This is a genomic window from Dyadobacter psychrophilus, from assembly GCF_900167945.1.
Taxonomy (GTDB): domain Bacteria; phylum Bacteroidota; class Bacteroidia; order Cytophagales; family Spirosomataceae; genus Dyadobacter; species Dyadobacter psychrophilus.
Window position 1 is genome coordinate 311,552 of record NZ_FUZA01000001.1, and the last position, 18,434, is coordinate 329,985.

17 protein-coding genes are annotated in these 18,434 nt (G+C 46.3%); 5 read left to right on the forward strand and 12 right to left on the reverse strand.

Translation table 11 applies throughout. From position 1 onward, the window contains the following. Positions 1 to 88 precede the first annotated feature (88 nt). The 3 genes from B5X68_RS01445 to B5X68_RS01455 are packed head-to-tail and all read left to right on the forward strand — an operon-like array spanning position 89 to position 2,530. Positions 89 to 1,726: an alpha-amylase family glycosyl hydrolase gene (locus tag B5X68_RS01445; protein WP_229208247.1), complete on the forward strand. Its 1,638-nt coding sequence runs from the start codon at positions 89 to 91 to the stop codon at positions 1,724 to 1,726. A 7-nt stretch (positions 1,727 to 1,733) separates the two neighbouring features. Next, a complete protein-coding gene (locus B5X68_RS01450; RefSeq protein WP_082213934.1) occupies positions 1,734 to 2,213 on the forward strand; it encodes a CinA family protein in 480 nt (159 codons plus the stop codon). 26 nt (positions 2,214 to 2,239) lie between these two features. Beyond that, positions 2,240 to 2,530, forward strand: a complete 291-nt coding sequence (locus B5X68_RS01455; protein WP_141110159.1) for a hypothetical protein — start codon at positions 2,240 to 2,242, stop codon at positions 2,528 to 2,530. Here B5X68_RS01455 and B5X68_RS01460 read toward each other — a convergent pair whose 3' ends face one another. The 10 genes from B5X68_RS01460 to B5X68_RS01505 form a co-directional block, all read right to left on the reverse strand. Then, positions 2,531 to 2,779, reverse strand: coding sequence for a hypothetical protein (locus B5X68_RS01460; protein ID WP_141110160.1), 249 nt, complete (start codon positions 2,777 to 2,779; stop codon positions 2,531 to 2,533). A 68-nt stretch (positions 2,780 to 2,847) separates the two neighbouring features. After that, the gene (locus B5X68_RS01465) at positions 2,848 to 4,308 is read right to left on the reverse strand and encodes a SusD/RagB family nutrient-binding outer membrane lipoprotein (protein WP_170916553.1); all 1,461 of its coding nucleotides are present in this window, start codon (positions 4,306 to 4,308) and stop codon (positions 2,848 to 2,850) included. A gap of 38 nt (positions 4,309 to 4,346) precedes the next feature. Continuing rightward, on the reverse strand, positions 4,347 to 7,559 hold the full coding sequence (locus B5X68_RS01470; protein WP_170916554.1) for a SusC/RagA family TonB-linked outer membrane protein: 3,213 nt from the start codon (positions 7,557 to 7,559) through the stop codon (positions 4,347 to 4,349). A 232-nt stretch (positions 7,560 to 7,791) separates the two neighbouring features. Further along, positions 7,792 to 8,256 (reverse strand): PA2169 family four-helix-bundle protein, encoded by a 465-nt coding sequence (locus B5X68_RS01475; protein ID WP_082212902.1) that lies wholly within the window; start codon positions 8,254 to 8,256, stop codon positions 7,792 to 7,794. A gap of 145 nt (positions 8,257 to 8,401) precedes the next feature. After that, positions 8,402 to 8,980, reverse strand: a complete 579-nt coding sequence (locus B5X68_RS01480; protein WP_082212903.1) for a Crp/Fnr family transcriptional regulator — start codon at positions 8,978 to 8,980, stop codon at positions 8,402 to 8,404. A 17-nt stretch (positions 8,981 to 8,997) separates the two neighbouring features. Further along, complete coding sequence (locus B5X68_RS01485) at positions 8,998 to 9,303, reverse strand: response regulator (RefSeq protein WP_082212904.1); 306 nt, start codon at positions 9,301 to 9,303, stop codon at positions 8,998 to 9,000. A gap of 47 nt (positions 9,304 to 9,350) precedes the next feature. Next, a complete protein-coding gene (locus B5X68_RS01490; protein WP_082212905.1) occupies positions 9,351 to 10,067 on the reverse strand; it encodes a pirin family protein in 717 nt (238 codons plus the stop codon). A gap of 28 nt (positions 10,068 to 10,095) precedes the next feature. Next, a complete protein-coding gene (locus tag B5X68_RS01495; RefSeq protein WP_082212906.1) occupies positions 10,096 to 10,722 on the reverse strand; it encodes an alpha/beta hydrolase in 627 nt (208 codons plus the stop codon). Between the two features lie 78 nt (positions 10,723 to 10,800). Then, entirely contained in the window at positions 10,801 to 11,739 is a 939-nt protein-coding gene (locus B5X68_RS01500) for a ring-cleaving dioxygenase (protein ID WP_082213935.1), read from the reverse strand. 108 nt (positions 11,740 to 11,847) lie between these two features. Beyond that, complete coding sequence (locus B5X68_RS01505) at positions 11,848 to 12,240, reverse strand: DUF2958 domain-containing protein (RefSeq protein ID WP_082212907.1); 393 nt, start codon at positions 12,238 to 12,240, stop codon at positions 11,848 to 11,850. Between the two features lie 261 nt (positions 12,241 to 12,501). Here B5X68_RS01505 and B5X68_RS01510 point away from each other — a divergent pair, with 261 nt between their 5' ends. After that, complete coding sequence (locus tag B5X68_RS01510; protein ID WP_082212908.1) at positions 12,502 to 14,499, forward strand: T9SS type A sorting domain-containing protein; 1,998 nt, start codon at positions 12,502 to 12,504, stop codon at positions 14,497 to 14,499. A 129-nt stretch (positions 14,500 to 14,628) separates the two neighbouring features. Here the strand turns inward: B5X68_RS01510 and B5X68_RS01515 are convergent, their stop codons facing one another. Next, a complete protein-coding gene (locus B5X68_RS01515; RefSeq protein ID WP_082212909.1) occupies positions 14,629 to 15,819 on the reverse strand; it encodes a pyridoxal phosphate-dependent aminotransferase in 1,191 nt (396 codons plus the stop codon). 369 nt (positions 15,820 to 16,188) lie between these two features. Between B5X68_RS01515 and ytxJ the strand changes: the two genes are divergently transcribed. After that, the gene (ytxJ, locus tag B5X68_RS01520) at positions 16,189 to 16,521 is read left to right on the forward strand and encodes a bacillithiol system redox-active protein YtxJ (RefSeq protein WP_082212910.1); all 333 of its coding nucleotides are present in this window, start codon (positions 16,189 to 16,191) and stop codon (positions 16,519 to 16,521) included. An 81-nt stretch (positions 16,522 to 16,602) separates the two neighbouring features. Here the strand turns inward: ytxJ and B5X68_RS01525 are convergent, their stop codons facing one another. After that, on the reverse strand, positions 16,603 to 18,213 hold the full coding sequence (locus B5X68_RS01525; protein WP_082212911.1) for an aminotransferase class V-fold PLP-dependent enzyme: 1,611 nt from the start codon (positions 18,211 to 18,213) through the stop codon (positions 16,603 to 16,605). Positions 18,214 to 18,434: the final 221 nt, after the last annotated feature.

The following is an 18,434-nucleotide window of genomic DNA, read 5'->3' on the forward strand; positions in this document are numbered from 1 at the left end:
CCTAACGAATGAGAAAGACCGGGTTTGAACATTCTTTCAGGCTCGATTTTTTACGATGAAAGGTTTTGGATCAAAAAACACTACAATTATGGAGCAAGTAATGGCACAACCGTCGGTGCTGTCACAGCATCTTTGGTGGCAGCATGGCGTGATATATCAGATTTATCCAAGATCTTTTCAGGATTCCAATGGCGATGGTGTCGGGGATCTGCAGGGGATAATAAAAAGGCTCGACTACCTGCAATGGCTGGGAGTAGATTGCGTTTGGCTTTCCCCGATCTTTTCTTCTCCGATGGCGGATTTCGGTTACGATATTTCTGACTATCAAGGCATTCACCCACTTTTCGGAACAATGGATGACTTCGATCAACTGCTCGACGAAGTGCATAACCGGGGCATGAAACTGTTGCTTGACCTCGTTCCCAACCACACTTCCGACCAGCATCCCTGGTTCCTCGAAAGCAAATCTTCACGCGACAATCCCAAACGTGACTGGTACATATGGCATGATGGAAAAAAGGATGGCGGTCTTCCCAACAACTGGCTTAGCGTATTCGGCGGCCATGCCTGGGAATGGGACGATACCACACAACAATATTATTACCACGCTTTCCTGAAAGAGCAGCCCGACCTCAACTGGCGCAATCCGGAAGTGCAGGCTGCCATGATGGATGTAATGCGTTTCTGGCTGGATAAAGGGATCGACGGTTTCCGTGTTGACGTAATGTGGCACATGGTGAAGGACGCTCAATTGCGTGATAACCCGCCGTTCCCGGGCTCAACTTACGATGCAAACGATCTTATATACGACCATTACACGCCGGTTTACTCAACGGACCAACCTGAGGTTCATGACATTGTTCGCATGATGCGTGCGGTAACTGACGAGTATGACGAGCGTGTACTCATTGGGGAGATTTATCTTCCTATCCATAAACTCGTTACATATTATGGACAGGACAATAAAGGCGCGCATTTGCCTTTTAATTTCCAGCTATTAACATTGCCCTGGGATGCGCCACAAATTGCAATGGCCATAGACGAATACGAGGGAGCACTGCCAGCGGATGGCTGGCCGAACTGGGTTTTGGGAAATCATGATAAGCCAAGGATATCGAGCCGTGTTGGTCGCGCGCAGGCGAAAGTGGCTGCATTAATGTTGCTTACGCTACGTGGGACGCCCACCATTTACTATGGAGACGAGATCGGGATGCGCGATGTGCCGATTCCGATGAACGAAATTGTAGATCCACAGGGTCTAAACATGCCCGATCTGAACGTTAGCCGCGATCCAGCGCGTACACCTATGCAATGGAGCAGTGATATCAACGCAGGTTTTTCCAACCATAAACCCTGGCTGAGGTTGCCATTCAATTCGGGGCGTGTGAATGTGGACAAGCAGAAAGAGGATGAATATTCCAAACTTTCGTTTTATCGCAAGCTTATCCAGTTGCGGAAGAAACATGCCGCGCTGAATATTGGCACTTACCGGCCTGTATACGCCGATCCGCAATTGATTTCCTACATCCGCGAGCGCGGAGACGAAAAATTCCTTATAATCCTGAATCTCAGCCACAGGCCTGCCTACTTCAAGCCTAGACAAGAATCCTTTACCGGAACCATTTTACTGGGAACAGAAGTGGAGAGAATCGGTATGGTGGTGGAGGACATCATTACTTTGGGTGGTGATGAAGGGTTACTCGTACAGCTTTCCAATTCAAAATAACACGCTTATGCCTTCACAAATTATAATGGATTGCAGCAGCGCCCTTGCAGCAAAAGGACTTACAGTAGCTTTTGCGGAGAGTGCCACCGCGGGCCGGCTTTCGGCGGAGTTTTCCCTATGCTCGGAATCCGGAAGCGTTTTGAAAGGTGGGTTGGTCTGCTATGACGCATCATTAAAAATCGGCATTTTGCGTGTCCCCAAAAAGATGATCGAGCGTTTTACGCCTGAAAGTGCGGAGGTTACCAGGGAGATGGCCGAGCGTTTGCAAAGGTTTATTCCCGCCGATATCCACATTGCAATAACAGGCCTGACAACACCGGGTGGAAGCGAAACGGCCGAAAAGCCTGTGGGAACAATATTTGTCCACGCATTTTTAAAAGGAAAATCTGTGGCAGCCCGGGATATTTTCTCAGGCAGCCAGGAAGAAATTGTATTAAAGTCCATTGATCGGGTTGCAAAGCTGATCCTGGACGAGATTCCCAATTAACTACATTAACAAACCAAATAATCGTTATGAAACCATTGAAATCAATATGCGCGATGTTTGCGCTGGCCTTATGTGTCACGCTATTCTCTTGCGGAACAGTAAATGATTCGGAAAAAGGAAGCGAAGGTTCGGGCAGCAAGTCAGAAACAACACCGAACGACAGCAGTGGCGCAGAAAGCAGGGCTGCTACGGGTGTTGGAGAGGACAACCAGGACGACAGCCTGGGTTATCCAACCAATCAATCTAACCTGAATGCAGACTCGACCAGTCGCAAGCACGACGACAGTTTGACAAAAAAACCCCAGCGAAAGGATTAATCAGGTAAATGATATAAATGCCAGATACCCGATGATAATCACCGGAAATCCACTGGTTACCAATGCCCAGGTCTCGTGCCCGTTGTTCATCAGAAAATAGGAAGCGACAGCACAGCCTAATAGCAATAGAATGGGCAGGAACACCATCGCTTTCCCGGCAGAGTCCTGGCCGCTGCTGAAAATTGAAAACAGCAAAAATACGGCAGCGCCGACATTGATCGCCATACAGGCGTAGATGAGGGTTTTCATATTGAACATTGAATTATGTTCCAAAAAATTATCCAGCTTCCAAATCAAAAGAATCGGAAGCTGGATAACTAATATTTATCCCACCAATTCTTAGCCGACTTAGTATTCGTGCCGCCAATCTTGTCAAGCGCTGTACGATAATGCGCGCCATTCAGTGACGCTTCGGTAAGCGGGTAGCTCATCCGCGTGGGAACTTCCGTAACATCATCGTCCAACGAGCCGTCTGCGGGCGCAGTAAAGATGGCTTTGCCGGTGTAAGGGTCCTTAAAATCAAGGCGCAAGCGTTCGAGCCAGGCCTGCATTCCCTGCGTATACATGGCGATCCATTTTTGTGATCCAATGCAATCCTTCCATTTAGCAGGCTGGTAAGGCACTTTCTTGAGGTAATCATTAATGGGCCCGTCCATGACGCCCGCAAAACGCATTGATGCAGTGATCCCTTCCTTATAATATTGCTCGGCTGTCCCTTTTAGGCCAACATTCAACCCTCTCGCGAGGATTTCCGCCTGAATAAATTTGACTTCTGCCAAATCCATCCACACAGTCGGAGCCTGGGCGCCAGTGGCATAAGTGGAAGGCAGGCTTACCAATGTACGGTTGCCATTGGAACTTCCATTGCCGTTTTCGAGCCCGTATACTTCACCGACAAAGTTGTTGGAATTTATTAACGGCAATGCGAATACGGGGAGCCGCGGATCGCTGTATAATTTCAAATAATCAATGAAAGTTTTTGACATTGAAAAATCAACACGGTTCTTGAAACTCTCGTTGATAGGGTTGTTATTTGGTGTAGCAGGCAGCCAGTTAAAAAGCGCGCTTTCTTCCTGTGTTGCGATGATGCCGCCATTTGCAGGATCCAATGCACTTTTAATGGCTGTCGTTGCCTCTGCGGTTTTCACATCGGCCATTCTTAAGGCGATGCGTAACCGCAGCGAATTAGCAAATTTCTTCCATAAAGCGACATCCCCATGATAAATGATTTCCCCCGAAGCATATCCCGGTTTTGACACGTCCAAAACTTTGACCTGTGCTTCCAAAGTGTTGAGTAACCCGGCGTAAACCGCTTCACCCGTGTCATACTGCGGCGTTACGTCCCCAGGATCAAGCGCTTCTTTATAAGGGATCGGGCCTCCATAAATGTCGGACAGAAAATGATAAGCATAAGCCTTAATAATCTCCGAGATCGCGATACGGTTTTCAAAACCGGGCTTTTTGGCTTCCTGCTCCAGTCTTTGCGCTTGCTTTAACTGGCTTAAAACATCCGCATAGAAACCGTCCCACATATTCTGGTTACTCGATTCACGGATTTGGTAACGACTCTCCTCTGCGTAGTAAGTCGCCGACCAATACTGCGCGTAATACATACCGAACCTTGCTCCATTCCACTCATCGGCAATGTTGGTGGCCATATTATATTGTGCATTGGTCAACAGCTGCGAAGGTGTTGCGACTTCTGCGCCGTTAGGGTCCTTATTCATTTCTTCAAATCCATCTGTGCAGGAAAAAGCAGCAGATATAATACAGGTCAAGATTATATTTTTAAATATTTTCATGGTCTCTAATCAGTTTAAAATCCGAAGGTTACATTAACACCCATTGATCGTATCGAGGGAAGCGCTCCGCCTTCAAGCCCCTGCCAGTTGCTCACGGAATTGGTAATGTTACTGGGATCGACATGCTTGGAATTTGATTTCATCAGCCAGAGATTTCGTCCAACCAAAGCAAGCCTGACCCTGCTGAACGGTGTTTTTGAAATAAGGCCAGCAGGCAGATTGTAACCGAAATTAACTTCGCGCAGATAAACGAAACTGGCGTCGATGACGTCGATCGCATTGATATTATAGCCCCCGTTGCCATTGCTGCTGAAATGGTCACGCGCCGGGATCGCCATCGTATTGGGCGTTCCATCCGCTCGGACTCCCTCTGCCACGATGCCCTCTTCCCGAATGTTGCCAGCCGCGGTTTCTTCCAGAATGCCCGTTTCCCGTCCAAACATCTGCGTTGTTGAGAAGAAGCTCCCTCCTTTTTGGAAATCAACCAGCGCAGACAAGCTGAATGCTTTGTAACGAAATGCATTGATCACACCGCCCGTAAAGGAGGGCAATACAGATCCCAGAACTTCCTGATCTTGTGAGCGCAGATAAATTCCCTTTTCATCCACCACCTTCCTGCCTTTGTCGTCATACACAAAATCATATCCCACAATGGAACCGAATGATTCTCCTTCCCTCGCCTGCAACTGCACCGCGAAGGAAGCGCTGGTCAAAAGCATAATTTTCTGATCGGGCATCAGTTTTACAATTTTGTTGTTGTTTTTGGCCCAGTTTAATGTAATGTCCCAATTGAAGTTTTCCGAGGTTACAGGCGTTGCATTAAGGCTCAGTTCCACGCCCTTGTTAGCCACAAGTCCGGCATTGATGTATTTAAATGTGGCACCGGTCGCTGCGGATTGGCTTAATGGAATGATTTGGTTCTTTGTTCTTCTGTTGTAGTAGGAAGCATTCAGACCGAGACGGTTGTTGAAAACTTTAAATTCTGCACCAAACTCATACTCAGACGTAATTTCCGGCTTCAAGTCGGGATTCGGCAATGTGTTGGGGTAAGAAACTTTCGAATCTGAACCAAAAGGCTGGCTCAGCTCGTACGCGAGCATGGTGTTATACGGGTCCGTATCGTTACCCACCTGGGCAAGCGCAGCACGGAATTTCAGGAAATTGAGCCAGCTGGCATCAACCAGTTGCGAGGCAACCCAGGATAACGAGCCAGACGGATAGAAATAGGAATTATTGTTGATCGGCAATGTGGAAGACCAGTCATTTCTCGCGCCAAGATCCAGATAGAGTTGATCTTTATAACCTAATGACGAACTGGCAAAAATAGAGTTAATTCGTTTTTTAGTCTTCCTGTCCAAAATATCCGGACGCCCTACGGAAGCCTGGAGATTGAAAACATCTGAACTCAGCCCGTCAATGGTTTTGGAAATAAGCGTCGTTCCGTTCCTGGTCATTTGATTTACACCCAAATTGGCTGTCAGCGAAAACTGTTTGCCCAGCGTTTTGTTGTAAGAAATCAATCCCTGAATGTTGTTTTCGAGGTGGCTGTATTTGCTCAGCCAATACAAAGGAATGATTTGAGAGCCGATGGCAATACGCTCTTCCTGGCTTTCAAAATAGGTATCGGTCATATATTTTACCTCCGCACTCAACGCATCGGAAAATTTGTACGACGCGGTCATATTTCCAAAAAAGCGCGTACGTCCATCATTCTGATAGTTTTTGTGTCTCACCCAATATGGATTGTTTGAATATTTTGGTGTCGGGTCCGACCACGAAGTGCGGTTCCAGGTGAGCTGTGTGCCGTCTGATAAAGCATACTGTTTTGCCTTTTCAAAATCCACTTGTCGCTGCCCCCATTGTGTAAACTGCATCATTACATTGGAACCGTCGTCGGTATAACCAGTGCCGGGCCTGCCTTTGGCACTATGTGTTACAAAATTGGCAGAGCCTGAAATGGTCAGGTTTTTAATGGCTTCGAACGACCCGTTAATGCTTGCATTATGCCTGTTAAGCCTGGCGTTAGGCAGGATATATTTTTGATCCAGATTGGAATACGAGATCCGGTAAGAGCCTTTTTCATAAGCGCCGTCGAGCGAAACATTATGATTGAATGTTGCTCCGGTCTCGAAGAAATTTCTGATGTTGTCGGGCTTTGCCGTCCAGGGCACAACTTTTCCGAAATCAGGATTTTCTTTATCCTTATCCCAGCTCCAATAGGGCCGGTAAAGCTGCCCTTCAAACTTTGGCCCCCATGACTCATCTGTTGCATACTCAGGCAAGAGGTCATACCTTCCTTTTCCGTCCCCGTCGTCATAACTTCCCTTCCGATCGTCAGGGAAAGCCTCGGGATGTTCGGCATAATAGAGCTTTTCAAATTTGTAACCGCCCCCGTATTTATTCTGATATTTTGGAAGGATGTACACTTTATCAACATTGTAACCAAATGCGTAAGTAAGGGTCGGCTTTTTGGTCTTGCCTCCTTTTTTTGTTGTGATCACAATGACACCATTTGAGCCCCTACTTCCATAAAGCGCAGTGGCGGCAGCGCCTTTCAGCACAGTAACATTCTCAATATCCGACGGATTAAGATCTTGTATTGAATTTCCATAGTCATAGCCGCCCGCTCCCCGCTGCTGCTCCAGCGAATTGGTGTTCCGGTTTTCCATGGGCATCCCGTCTACAATAAATAAGGGATTATTGTTTCCAAAAAGCGAGGTTGCACCGCGAATATTAATTTTCGCAGAACCACCCATAGCGCCCGAACTGCCCGAAACCTGGACACCCGCGAGCTTCCCCGAAAGCGAATTGACTAGGTTTGTCTCCCGAACGCTGCTCAACTCCGAGCCATCGATTTTTTGGGAGGCAAATCCAATAGAACGTTCCTCGCGCTTGATCCCGAGCGCGGTAACCACCACTTCACCCAGTTGCCTCGTGTCTTGAACCAGTGCAATGTTAACCTGAGACCGCCTGCCGATCACAACCTCCTGCGTTTCAAAACCAATGTAACTGAGCACAAGCACGGTAGAGTCGGCTTGTACTGGAATGGCGAAAGAGCCGTTCACATCGGTTTGCGTTCCGGTGTTTGCGCCGCGGATTTTAATGTTCACACCTGCCAGTGTTGTTCCGTCCTCGGAAGCTGTGACTGTGCCGGTTACAGTCCGCTGTGAAAATACGAGAGAGACCGGCAGCAGTAGCATGCACAATAATGCGTAGATGTTTTTCATGCTAATAGGATTGAAAGTGTCTTTCAACAATATTAAAGCATCTGAAAGGCTGGAAAAAGATGACCAGGGCGGATACAGATCAATAACCGCAATGATCGACAAAGTGCGTTTGTAGACAGGCAGTAACATAAAATCGGCCATGAATGCGCTTCATGGCCGATTTTATGCCGAAACAAAAATAAAGGGCCGACGAATGCCAGCCCTTTACCTTAGTTCATTGATGATGAATAACTTAATGTGCTACTCTTGCAGAGTCACGTAAACGTTTGATCGTATCGTGGCCTTCCCTTAATGTAGCTTTTTGTTTTGTAATTAATGATCTCAAATCCGCGGTCAGCTCATCCGACTGCAAAGCTGTCTCATATGCTTTTTGCGCAGCGTCTTCACCAAACTCGGAATTTTCAAGCGATGTTTTTCTGCCATCACTGCTGAATGCTGACTTCACGTCCATCCAGGTTCTATATAATTTTCCTGACACCATTGTGCCAGTTGCCGGCTCTCCGCCTAGCGCTGATACTTCACTGCTCAGTTCTGAAACGATGCTTCGGCTGTGGTCTGCCAGATTTGAGTATAGCGATCTCAGATCTGTATCTGAACCATCCGTTTCGTCACTTGCCTTTTTATATCCTTCAATACGGTCGTTATTAATAAGGATCAAATCATTAAGTATGTCTACTACTTCTGAATTACTTGCCATGATTCTTATTTATTTGGTTATGAAAGTGTTACAAAAATTATTGTTCCAACGTGCCACGTATGCCTAAAACAAGAATTTATATAAAATTTGTGGATGTTTTTACGCCGTATAGGCGCCAGCACCCGTGTACAGGTGCAACAGCAGGTTATTTTTCACTCAGCTTTTTGCGCACTTTACTAAGAAATTCGGGCGAGAAACCCAGATATGAGGCGATGTAATGCTGAGCAACACGTTGTGGAATGGCGGGGTAACGGTTAAGAAAATCCAGATATTTTTCTACGGCCGTTGTGGAAATGGTGCGAAAAAGCCTTTCCTGCAATTGGGCAAGGTTTCGCTGCACCATTAACCGGAACATTCGTTCGAAGCCCGGTACTTTTACCAATAGTTTTTCTTTGGTTTCCGGTGTAAGAATAAGGAGCTCACAATCTTCCAGTGTTTCGATGTAAACCAGTCCCGGGGTTTGGTTCTGAAAGCTGGTAATGTCGCTGACCCACCAGTCTTCCACTGCAAACTGCAATGTAACTTCCGCTCCCGAATGGTCGATGTGATATGTTCTGATACAGCCTTTCAGGATGTAAGCTTCAAACTGACAAATCTCGCCTTCCTGCAACAAGAAGCTCTTTTTAGGGTATTTTTTAAATTGAAGCAGTGAATCAAAATATTCCAGATCCTCAGGAGCGAACATCATGCACCGTAATGCATAATTATTAATTTTTTCAAACATGCTTCAATATGTTCAGGTTACCGTTGCGCGAGCGCATGCTGGATTTCCGAGGAAAGCAGACCACTTCCTCCTCCATAATGTCGCATGCAGACCGTTTTAGGTGCAATTGACTCGCACAAGCGCAAAATCTGCGACTCTGCTTCATCATCGACGCCAACGCCTAAAAGTACTAAATCAAATTTATTTATCTTCAAAGCTTCCCGCGCTTCGTCATAACTGGCCGCTCCCGTGCCGTTCCATCCCTCGTTTTTATTGATCAGCCGAATGATGGTTTCCAGGATTTCCGCATGATCGGCCAGAACGAGAATATTTACATTTGCCATATTACTGGGGTTTAGCTTCTATCATCCGCCGATTGGCTTCATATACTTTACCACTTTTCAGGAACTTCCATCAAAAGCACTTCTGCATCACTGGTGGCTGCAAATTTCACATCTGAATCGGGCCAAAAACCATAGCCATCTCTCTGCCCCAATGCCTGATCATTGACAATGATATTCCCTTTTACTACAAACACATAAAGTCCGTTACCTGCCCGTTTCAGGGAATGATTGGTGTCAAAATCCTTGTCCAATTTCCCAATATGAAACCACGCCTGTTGCTGAATCCATACGCCTTCATCTTTCGGGTCCGGTGAAAGGATTTGCAGGAATTTGTTGTGCATGTCGCCTTTACTATAGTCGAGCTGGTCGTAGCGGGGTGTAACATTCAATTTATCCGGATAAAGCCAGATCTGCAGAAAAGTTACAGGCTGATCAGGATCTTTGTTAAATTCCGTATGGTAAATGCCTGTCCCGGCACTCATAGCCTGTATTTCGCCCGGCTCAATAACCGCAACATTGCCCATGCTATCCTGATGTTCCAGTGTGCCTTCCAACGGAATTGAAATAATTTCCATATTGTCGTGAGGATGTCGGCCGAAACCTTTTCCACCATGCACGATATCATCATTCAAAACGCGCAAAGCCCCAAACTGAATTCTTTGCGGGTCGTAATGATCATGAAAGCTGAATGTCTGGGCGCTTTTCAGCCAGCCATGATCCGCCACGAAACGGGAGTCGGCTGTATGCAAAATATTGTTTTTCATGACTTCCTTATTTAGTTTCTGCTGAAACTTATGCGCTTAAAATATTCTTGTTGGCCAACTGAATTTCCGGCGATGAAATTGTATGCTGACGTCCGGGATAAACCGCGAATGTTACAAAAGCATTCATCCGTTCCAGAATTGCAATGCTTTCCTTCACCCTCGAAACCGGAACATGCGGATCCGGATCACCCGTGGCAATAAATATAGGGGTCTCGTCAAAATCGCCGCCATAATTTTCCTCCGCAATCTCCTCTCCGATTAGTCCACCTGTAAATGCAATGATCCCGCCATAGCGCTTCGCATTTCTGGCAGTGTATTCCAATGTAAGACATGCACCCTGCGAAAACCCTGCAAAATATATGTTTTCGGCTAGTATGCCCGCTGCTTCAATATCCTTAACCACCTGACCAACAATGTCCAATGCAGAATTCAGTGCAGGCTGGTTTTGATTTGCAGGGGCCATAAAGCTGTAAGGATACCAACTGTTATTGCTTGCTTTCGGTGCATAAATGGCCATATCATTGATATTAAGGACACGTTTCAACGAAATAATATCTTCCGCTGACCCGCCCCGGCCATGCAACATGACAATGGCTTTTTTGGCTTCTCCAATCGCCGCTCCGTCTTTTACAATTTGTTTGCTATGCGTATACATAATATTTGAATTAGAAAGTTTGAAAATTAGCCGGCTGTGAACAAGCTGCCACAAACCGGCTAATGAGCATGGTTTCCCTTAAACCAATTTAGGGAGCACACTTTCGATTTGAGCCCTGCGGGGTTCATATTGAGGTGGAAGTTGCAGGCCTGTTCCCAGCTCCTCAACCGTTTCATCTGTCGCAAATCCAGGATTATCGCTCGCAATTTCAAACAATACGCCGCCCGGTTCACGGAAATAGAGTGAATAGAAATAATTTCTGTCAATTTTATCCGTGATCTGATGTCCGGCTTCAATGACTTTTTTGCGGAATTCCATCAAAATGTCATCATTAGCAACCCGGAAAGCAACGTGGTGAACAGATCCGCCCGCTACATGACCGGCTCTTTCGCCAGGCACTTCAACCAGGTCAACGATCGCTGCATTTTCAACCGCATCGGTCACAAAGCGGAAGCGGTTCACGTGTTGTTCCAGTAATTTGTATCCGAAAATGTCCGTCAGGATTTTGGCAGTTTCTTCAATTTTATTGCTGGTAATCGTAATGCTGTGAAACCCGCGTGTGGCGTTTTCGGCAGTCACTTCCGAAGTTTCATAAGGCGTTCTGTTATCAACTGTTTTGGGAACAGTAAGCTCGAATTTCAGACCATCAGGATCCAGGAATGTCAGATATTGCTCACCGAATTTTTCAGCCACCTTGTTATAAGTTACGTGATTGGCATCCAATCTTTTTAACCAAAAATCAAGACTGCCTTCGGGAACAGAATAGCCTATCTCAGTAACCTGGCGGGTTCCCCTGCGTCCGGCAGGAATTTGGCTGCCCCATGGAAAGAATGTCAGGATTGTACCAGGCGTTCCCTCTCTGTCGCCGTAATAAAAGTGATATGTATTCGGGTCGTCAAAATTGACGGTTTTTTTCACCATCCTCAAACCGAGAACCCTTGTATAGAAGTCGTAATTTTTTTTAGGGTCGCTAGCAATGGCAGTTATGTGGTGTATCCCGTTGATTTTATTTTCCATGTTTTCCAAAAGTTTAGTTGTCTTTGTTTTTTGTTGATACAAAGATACCACCACCTCAAAGGCCAAAACATTGAACTAGGACAAGAAAAACTGGAGTGGAGGGAGATCTTACAATGAAAGTTTGCGAGTAGCCGCTTTTAGCAACGCTTCATCCTCGGTCACCCGCTTATTCAATTTGGCGGCTTCCAGATATACACTCATTGGATATTTGCCGTCGAAGGCGGGATCGATTTCTACCATGGGGACTTTCAGCCGTGCATGCCTGATGCTTTCGAGATCGGTGATGGAAACGTAACTTAGTTCGGGCTTCTCCTGACCCAGATCACATAGCCCGAACGCAATATTGTTGGTCGCGTCCAGTTCCGAAAGCAGCCAGATCGCCCTGCCATACTTCGAATGTAATTTAACAACGGGTGCATGGTCCTTCGCCAGGTCGTTTTGCACTTCCTGGAAGTTATGGACCATAATTTCTCTCAAATTCTGCGGGATCATGTTTGCCATTCAACAAAAGTAGCGGATTATGATTTAATTCGGCAACCAGAAAAAAGCCTCGTAAACTACAACCCGATAAATAAATAATATTACAGATCGCGCAGAATTACATGATCATTCAGTAATTTCCGTCCAGATATTTTTTCATTCCAAATAGGTTATAACCCTTATAGACTGGCAAAAATCATCCCGGCGAGTTAATTCACATTAGCCCAGTCGATTATAAAATTTTGTGATTATTAACAGTAAACCCCAAACAACAATTACTCTATGAATAAAAATCTACTTCAAGTTTTTTTCCTCCTTCTTCTATTTATTTCCAAATTATGCTTCGCACAGGTTACCGTAACTTTTCCTACCGAAAGGGCTGTTTTTCAGCGAAACAATGCTAACCAGGCCAACGTATATATAGGAGGGTTTATCACAGAACCTTTTCAGCAGATTGAGGCTCGCTTTATTCCGCGTGTTTCAGGTGAAGGAGAAGCTGCACCTATCGGTGGTGGCTGGACAATTATTGACGCAACTCCAAACGGAGGGCACTTCTATGGCATGATGACAATCAAAGGCGGCTGGTACAAACTGGAAGTGCGCGGGATCAAAAATGGAAGCGAACCCAAACTTGCCAGCGTGGAACGTGTGGGCGTCGGCGAAATCTTCGTTGTTGCCGGCCAGTCCAATGCGACGGGTGGCGATGCAAATCCCAACGGTCCCGGTGCTGCGAATGATCAGATCAATAGCGTAAATTTTCAAAATGTCAGTGGCGGATTGATCGCGGAATACAACAATGTGCAGCTGCCGTGCCCTGAATTTGTACATCTCGATGCGGGCACCAAAACAGCTCCATTCGGAAACTACGCCTGGTGCTGGGGCTCATTTGGGGACAAAATCTATGAAAAATACCGTGTACCGGTGATGATTTTCAACGCAGGATGGTCGAGCACGGGCATTGAAGAATGGCGGCAAACCATTGATCCGAACGCTGTGACAACAGGGCCTTTCGGCTACACCTTTCCGAGAGGCCTACCCTTCGGGCATCTCAGACTTGCGTTAAATAATTACATAGCCCAGCTTGGCATTCGCGCCGTGCTCTGGCATCAGGGCGAAACCGATAATTTCATTGAAAGCTCACTGACAGTCAACCCCAAAGACCGCTATCGGGATAAGCTTTGGGAAGTGATCAATGCGAGCCGTAACCTTTCGGGCAAAAGCAATTTGGCGTGGGTTGTGGCCAGGGCATCGCGGTTCACTTTTGATGGTGCAACCAGAACTTCGGCCAATGTCATAGCAGCTCAGAATGAGTTAATTAACAACGACGGAACCTATGCCCATGTTTATCAGGGTCCTGAAACTGATCCTTATTACAGCATTCAGTATCGCAGCGACGAGGTCCATTTCCGCGGCGACGGCGTAACGCCGTCGCCTGATGGCAATGTTTATTCCGGCCTCATTTCCCTGGCTGGCTTCTGGAATGACAGGATTACCAGCGACTTCATGAGTCAATCCACACCTTACCCCGCCTTGCCGCCAGCAGAAGTAACCGCGACACAGGCACCAGGAAGCACAGACCTTACATTTACTGGGCCAAGCATTCCGGGCGGATCTGTTTACAACTGGCTGAATGCAGACAATTGCAGTCAGGTGCAAAACACGTCGCAGCAGTGGACAGTGGGCACAGGTTTTTACAAATTGAAAATCGTAGATTCCAACAAGAACACCATTTTCTCGCCTCGACTTTACGTATCCGGTTCATCGCTTCCGGTTATATGGAAGTATTTCAATGTCCGCAACACTGGAAACAGTCGTCCTTTGATCCAATGGGCAACTTCGGAGGAAATGAACGCGTCGCATTTCGAGTTGGAGCGCAGCAACAATGCTGTTTATTTTACCAACATTAAAACGATTGAAGCGGCAGGCAATTCGAAAAATACGAACGCATACGAATATCAGGAAGAATTTTTGCCCTCCGGCACGTACTACTACCGCATCAGGCAGGTGGATCTGGATGGCAAGTTCACTTACAGTCGCTCAGTAAGCACAAAAATTGCTGAAAATGAATCGATCAAGGCCTACCCTAATCCGGTAACCGATGTCCTAAGTATTGAATCGGAAAAAGTGCTGGGGCTGGTCGAAGTGACTAGTGTTGCAGGAGTAAGGTTGCATATTTCCAGACAAAACTCGAATGCTATGACGCTTGATATGACCAAATTCCCAACTGGCCTGTACACGATTACCGCCAACGGGAAAAGTTACAAAGTGGTTAAAAAGTAGTTGAAGTTTATATTCTTCTTTTCACTTACTATTTAGACGTCGATTTTTTCAATTAGTCACAATGTTTCAAAACAAAAAACGGACAGCTGGGTGGCTGTCCGTTTTACTAATATATTGAAGTGCTAAATGCTAACTCATTTCCTGCAATGCGCTGACAAATAGCTTCATTTCATCCTTTGTTCCTATGCTGACACGGCACCAGGGTTTCTCCTGGATGTCCATGGCTTTCACCACAATGCCTTTGTCAACCATCTTTTTAAGAAATTCCTTTCCGGGCATATTGATGGGGAAGATGACGAAATTGGTATAAGACGGCACATATTTGTAGCCCATCGTTGTCAGGTTTTCGTATAAATACGTTTTCGCTTCTGTGTTCAGCTTTCTGGTGCTGTTTTGAAACTCCACATCGTCCATAGCCGCAGAAGCGGCGTAAACGGATGTACACGCAATGCCTGAACCACCTCCTTTTGCCGTCTTTTTAATCATATCCAATGTAGCCGGCATCGCCGTAATGTAACCTACACGCAGTCCTGCCATTCCCATGATCTTTGAAAAAGTCCTGGCGATAATGACGTTTCTATTTTCCTTTAAAAGCGAAACCATGCTTTTGTTATCCGCCCCCTCCACAAGTTCAATGTAAGCCTCATCAATAAAAATGGGCACTTTCTCTGAAACGCGGCTACAAAAATCAGTCAGGGCTTTCGTGGAAGTTACTGCACCGACCGGGTTGTTTGGATTACAGATATAAACCAGCTTCGTATCTTTATCAATGGCCTTTTCCATCGCGTCCAGGTCGTGCGACCAATCCGCTTTGCAAGGAATAGGTTTCCAGGTTGCGCCAATGGATTCGGCCACGCGGATCAGCGACATATAAGTCGGGTCGGCCGACACCAGGTTACCGCCATCTTTGAAAACGGCGAGCGCTGTCTTTTCCAGCAGGTCGCCTGATCCGTTTCCCAACATGATGTAATCGCCACCAACGCCTTCCTTGGCAGCAATTTTATCCGTAAGCGCTTTCAATTCGGTGCGGGCATAACGGTTTCCTTTTTCAATGGATTCCGCAATTGCTTTCCTGGCCATTGGAGGCGGGCCATAAGGGTTTTCATTGGAGCCGATCCTGGCAACCATCTTCGCAAGGTCAGGCTCTTTGTCCAAAAAATGTCCCCTTACCATTGGACTGTAAAAGATACGGTTCGACTTGTCGAGCCGCATAGGTGTGCTGGCAAAGGCGCCCTCAGCTAAAAATGGCGCAACTGCCAATGCACCCATTGACGCAAAACCGGATTTCAGCAAACTGCGGCGGTTGATTTTCTGTACCATAGAAAAATGTGTTAGTGGTTGAAATGAGACATTCGGTTACAGGATTTAATGCAACTATGACAGAAAATCATAGCGATTGCTTGAAGGCAGTGCGGCTACCGGGAAATTTTGCTTGCGGCGAGGAATACAAAGAATCTTTTGTTCTTATGCAACATTTAAATATAATCAATTGCCGTATTGAAGAAAAGCAATAGACAGAACTAATGTCTTTACAGGGGCAGATTAATGTTTAAATAAATATTATTATAAAATAAATACAACAACCCCAGCGAGTTAGGCTGCTTTTTTTGAAGTTCGGGAATGAAAATTGGTGTGAATGTTGTTGTTAATACATTGCCGGAATAAAAGTTAAAATTTCATTGCAGCTTTATGAATTGGATTACAATCAATAGCACGGAAGAGGTCGAGCAGATTTACAAATCATCTGAGTACGCCATTATATACAAACACAGCCCGCGCTGTATGACCAGCCTGATGGCCTATCGTCAGTTAAAATCGGATGTCAATACGGTTCCCCATGTAGATGTACCGCTTTATATTGTGGACGTCGTGAATAACCGCAGCGAATCGATGTCGATTGCGAACAGCTTTAATGTGCAGCACGAGTCGCCACAATTACTGGTAGTGAAAAATGGAGAATGTGTGTTTGATGCTTCACATGAAGACATTTCATTGCATGATACGCTTTCCTATTTTCAGTAAAGCATTGTTCCAAATATAAAAAGAGACCGTTCAGAAGGATTACCTTAACTGAACGGTCTCTTTTGTGCTAAAAATGCTTTCCTATGTTGCCAGCGGCGGACCCGACGGGATCATGATCTTTTCGCGCTTCATTTTGAATTTGAGCTTTTTGGCAGTGAATTTTGCTGTCATGTACTCGCCCATGTAAATGGAGCCTGTCATCACATCATCTTTCACAGTCCCGGAGAACATGAATGTGATTGCGTCACCCGGCTGGCGGTCGGTGCTGCGCATTTTGAACTCATTTCCTTCAACGGTTCCCTGCAATTCACGTACACTGAACTCGCCTTTGTGAGAACCTTCCAGCCAGTTGCCGTCCTGCTCAATGATGAGCGTTTGTTTGCTGGTTGAAGAGAAAAATTCAACATTAGCCTCCCAATGACCTTTGAGGGAAACTGATGCGGCAGCCATATCGGTTTTTTGCGGAGCTCTTTTTTGAGATAAAACTTCAAATAAACGATCCGAAACGACCTTATCGTCACCCGGCTGCATTTGTCCTGTTGTGATGGATATAAATGTGGCCCCATCCCGGCTTCCTCCACCCAAAGCAATCCGGGGTTTAGTACGTCCAAACAGTTCCGCGATTTCCTCTCCTGTAATGTTCAGTTTAGCAGGATCCCAGGAAACCCGTAACTGCGGCGTCCGGTTTGAAAGTTGCTTGGGTTCAACCACCGTTGTCTTAACGGATTCAATTGTGGACACTTTTTTGGAAATATTATCCAGCCATGAAAGCCATCTTTTCCATTCGCCGGCATGGTCCCTTTTAGTCCAGGCTTCTACCGCTGCGACCATTCCCATGGTTTCTTCCCTACCCACTTTATTATCACGTCCAGGGCCATGATGCGGGGCGCTTGCCTGCCAGGCCGACATAAGAAGGTCTTTTCTGCCTAAGACCAATCCGGCACATTGTGGTCCGCACAACGCTTTTCCACCGCTGTAAATCACAACATCCGCGCCCATTTTCAAATGGACATTGGGAATAGTAAGATCTTCTGCCGCCGCATCCACCATGACCGGAATATTTTTCGGCTTCGCTAATTTAGATATCGCTTCGAGGGACATAGGTCCGCTCATGGATTCGTCCCCGGCCATGAGATAGATCATCGCCGTGCGCGAGCTGATCGCATTGGAAAGCTCTTCAATGGAATCGACCGTGATCAATGTTACGCCGACATTACGTAGCGCGTGGTCGTAAACGTTACGCGAATATCTTGGAATGATAACTTCTGTTTTATCAAAACCGGCCAAATTCGGAACTCGGATCAGCTTCTCCGGATTTCCGCCCGTTACACACGCAACTGTCACGTGTTTCATACCAGCTGCACAACCGGCAGAAACCAGCCCCCACTCCGCCCCGGTGAGCTCAGCCAGTCGTTTTCCGGCGCCGAAGGCAAGCTCATCATATTGCACAAAAACCTGTGCTGCAGCATCCATAGCAGCACGCACTTCCGGCCGCTCAATGGAACCGCCAATAATGGTAAATGTTCCCCGGCAGTTGATGATCGGCTCTACCCCAATGGCCTGGTAAATCTCCTTGCTGGCGGCTATCTCAGCGCTTCTTGAGACAGTTTCGGCTGCTTTCCTTTGAGGAAGCATGATACTTCCAGCGAGCGGGAGCATAGATAAATCTTTGATTGCATCTCTACGTTTCATTACTTTTTCTTACAAGAGGTTAAGGAATATTAAAAGGTTTTAGCGGACAAAAACACGGTAAAGTATAAGATTTCGCATAAATGAAGTGTGGCGAGTCATTATATGGCATTAAGCCTGAATAACGGGACGAGTTTAATACTAAAACGAATCTTAACCAAATATTAAACCTTCTCAAACGGGTAGGTTACCGTAGATAAAATCTAATCAAATGGCCTGGCCTT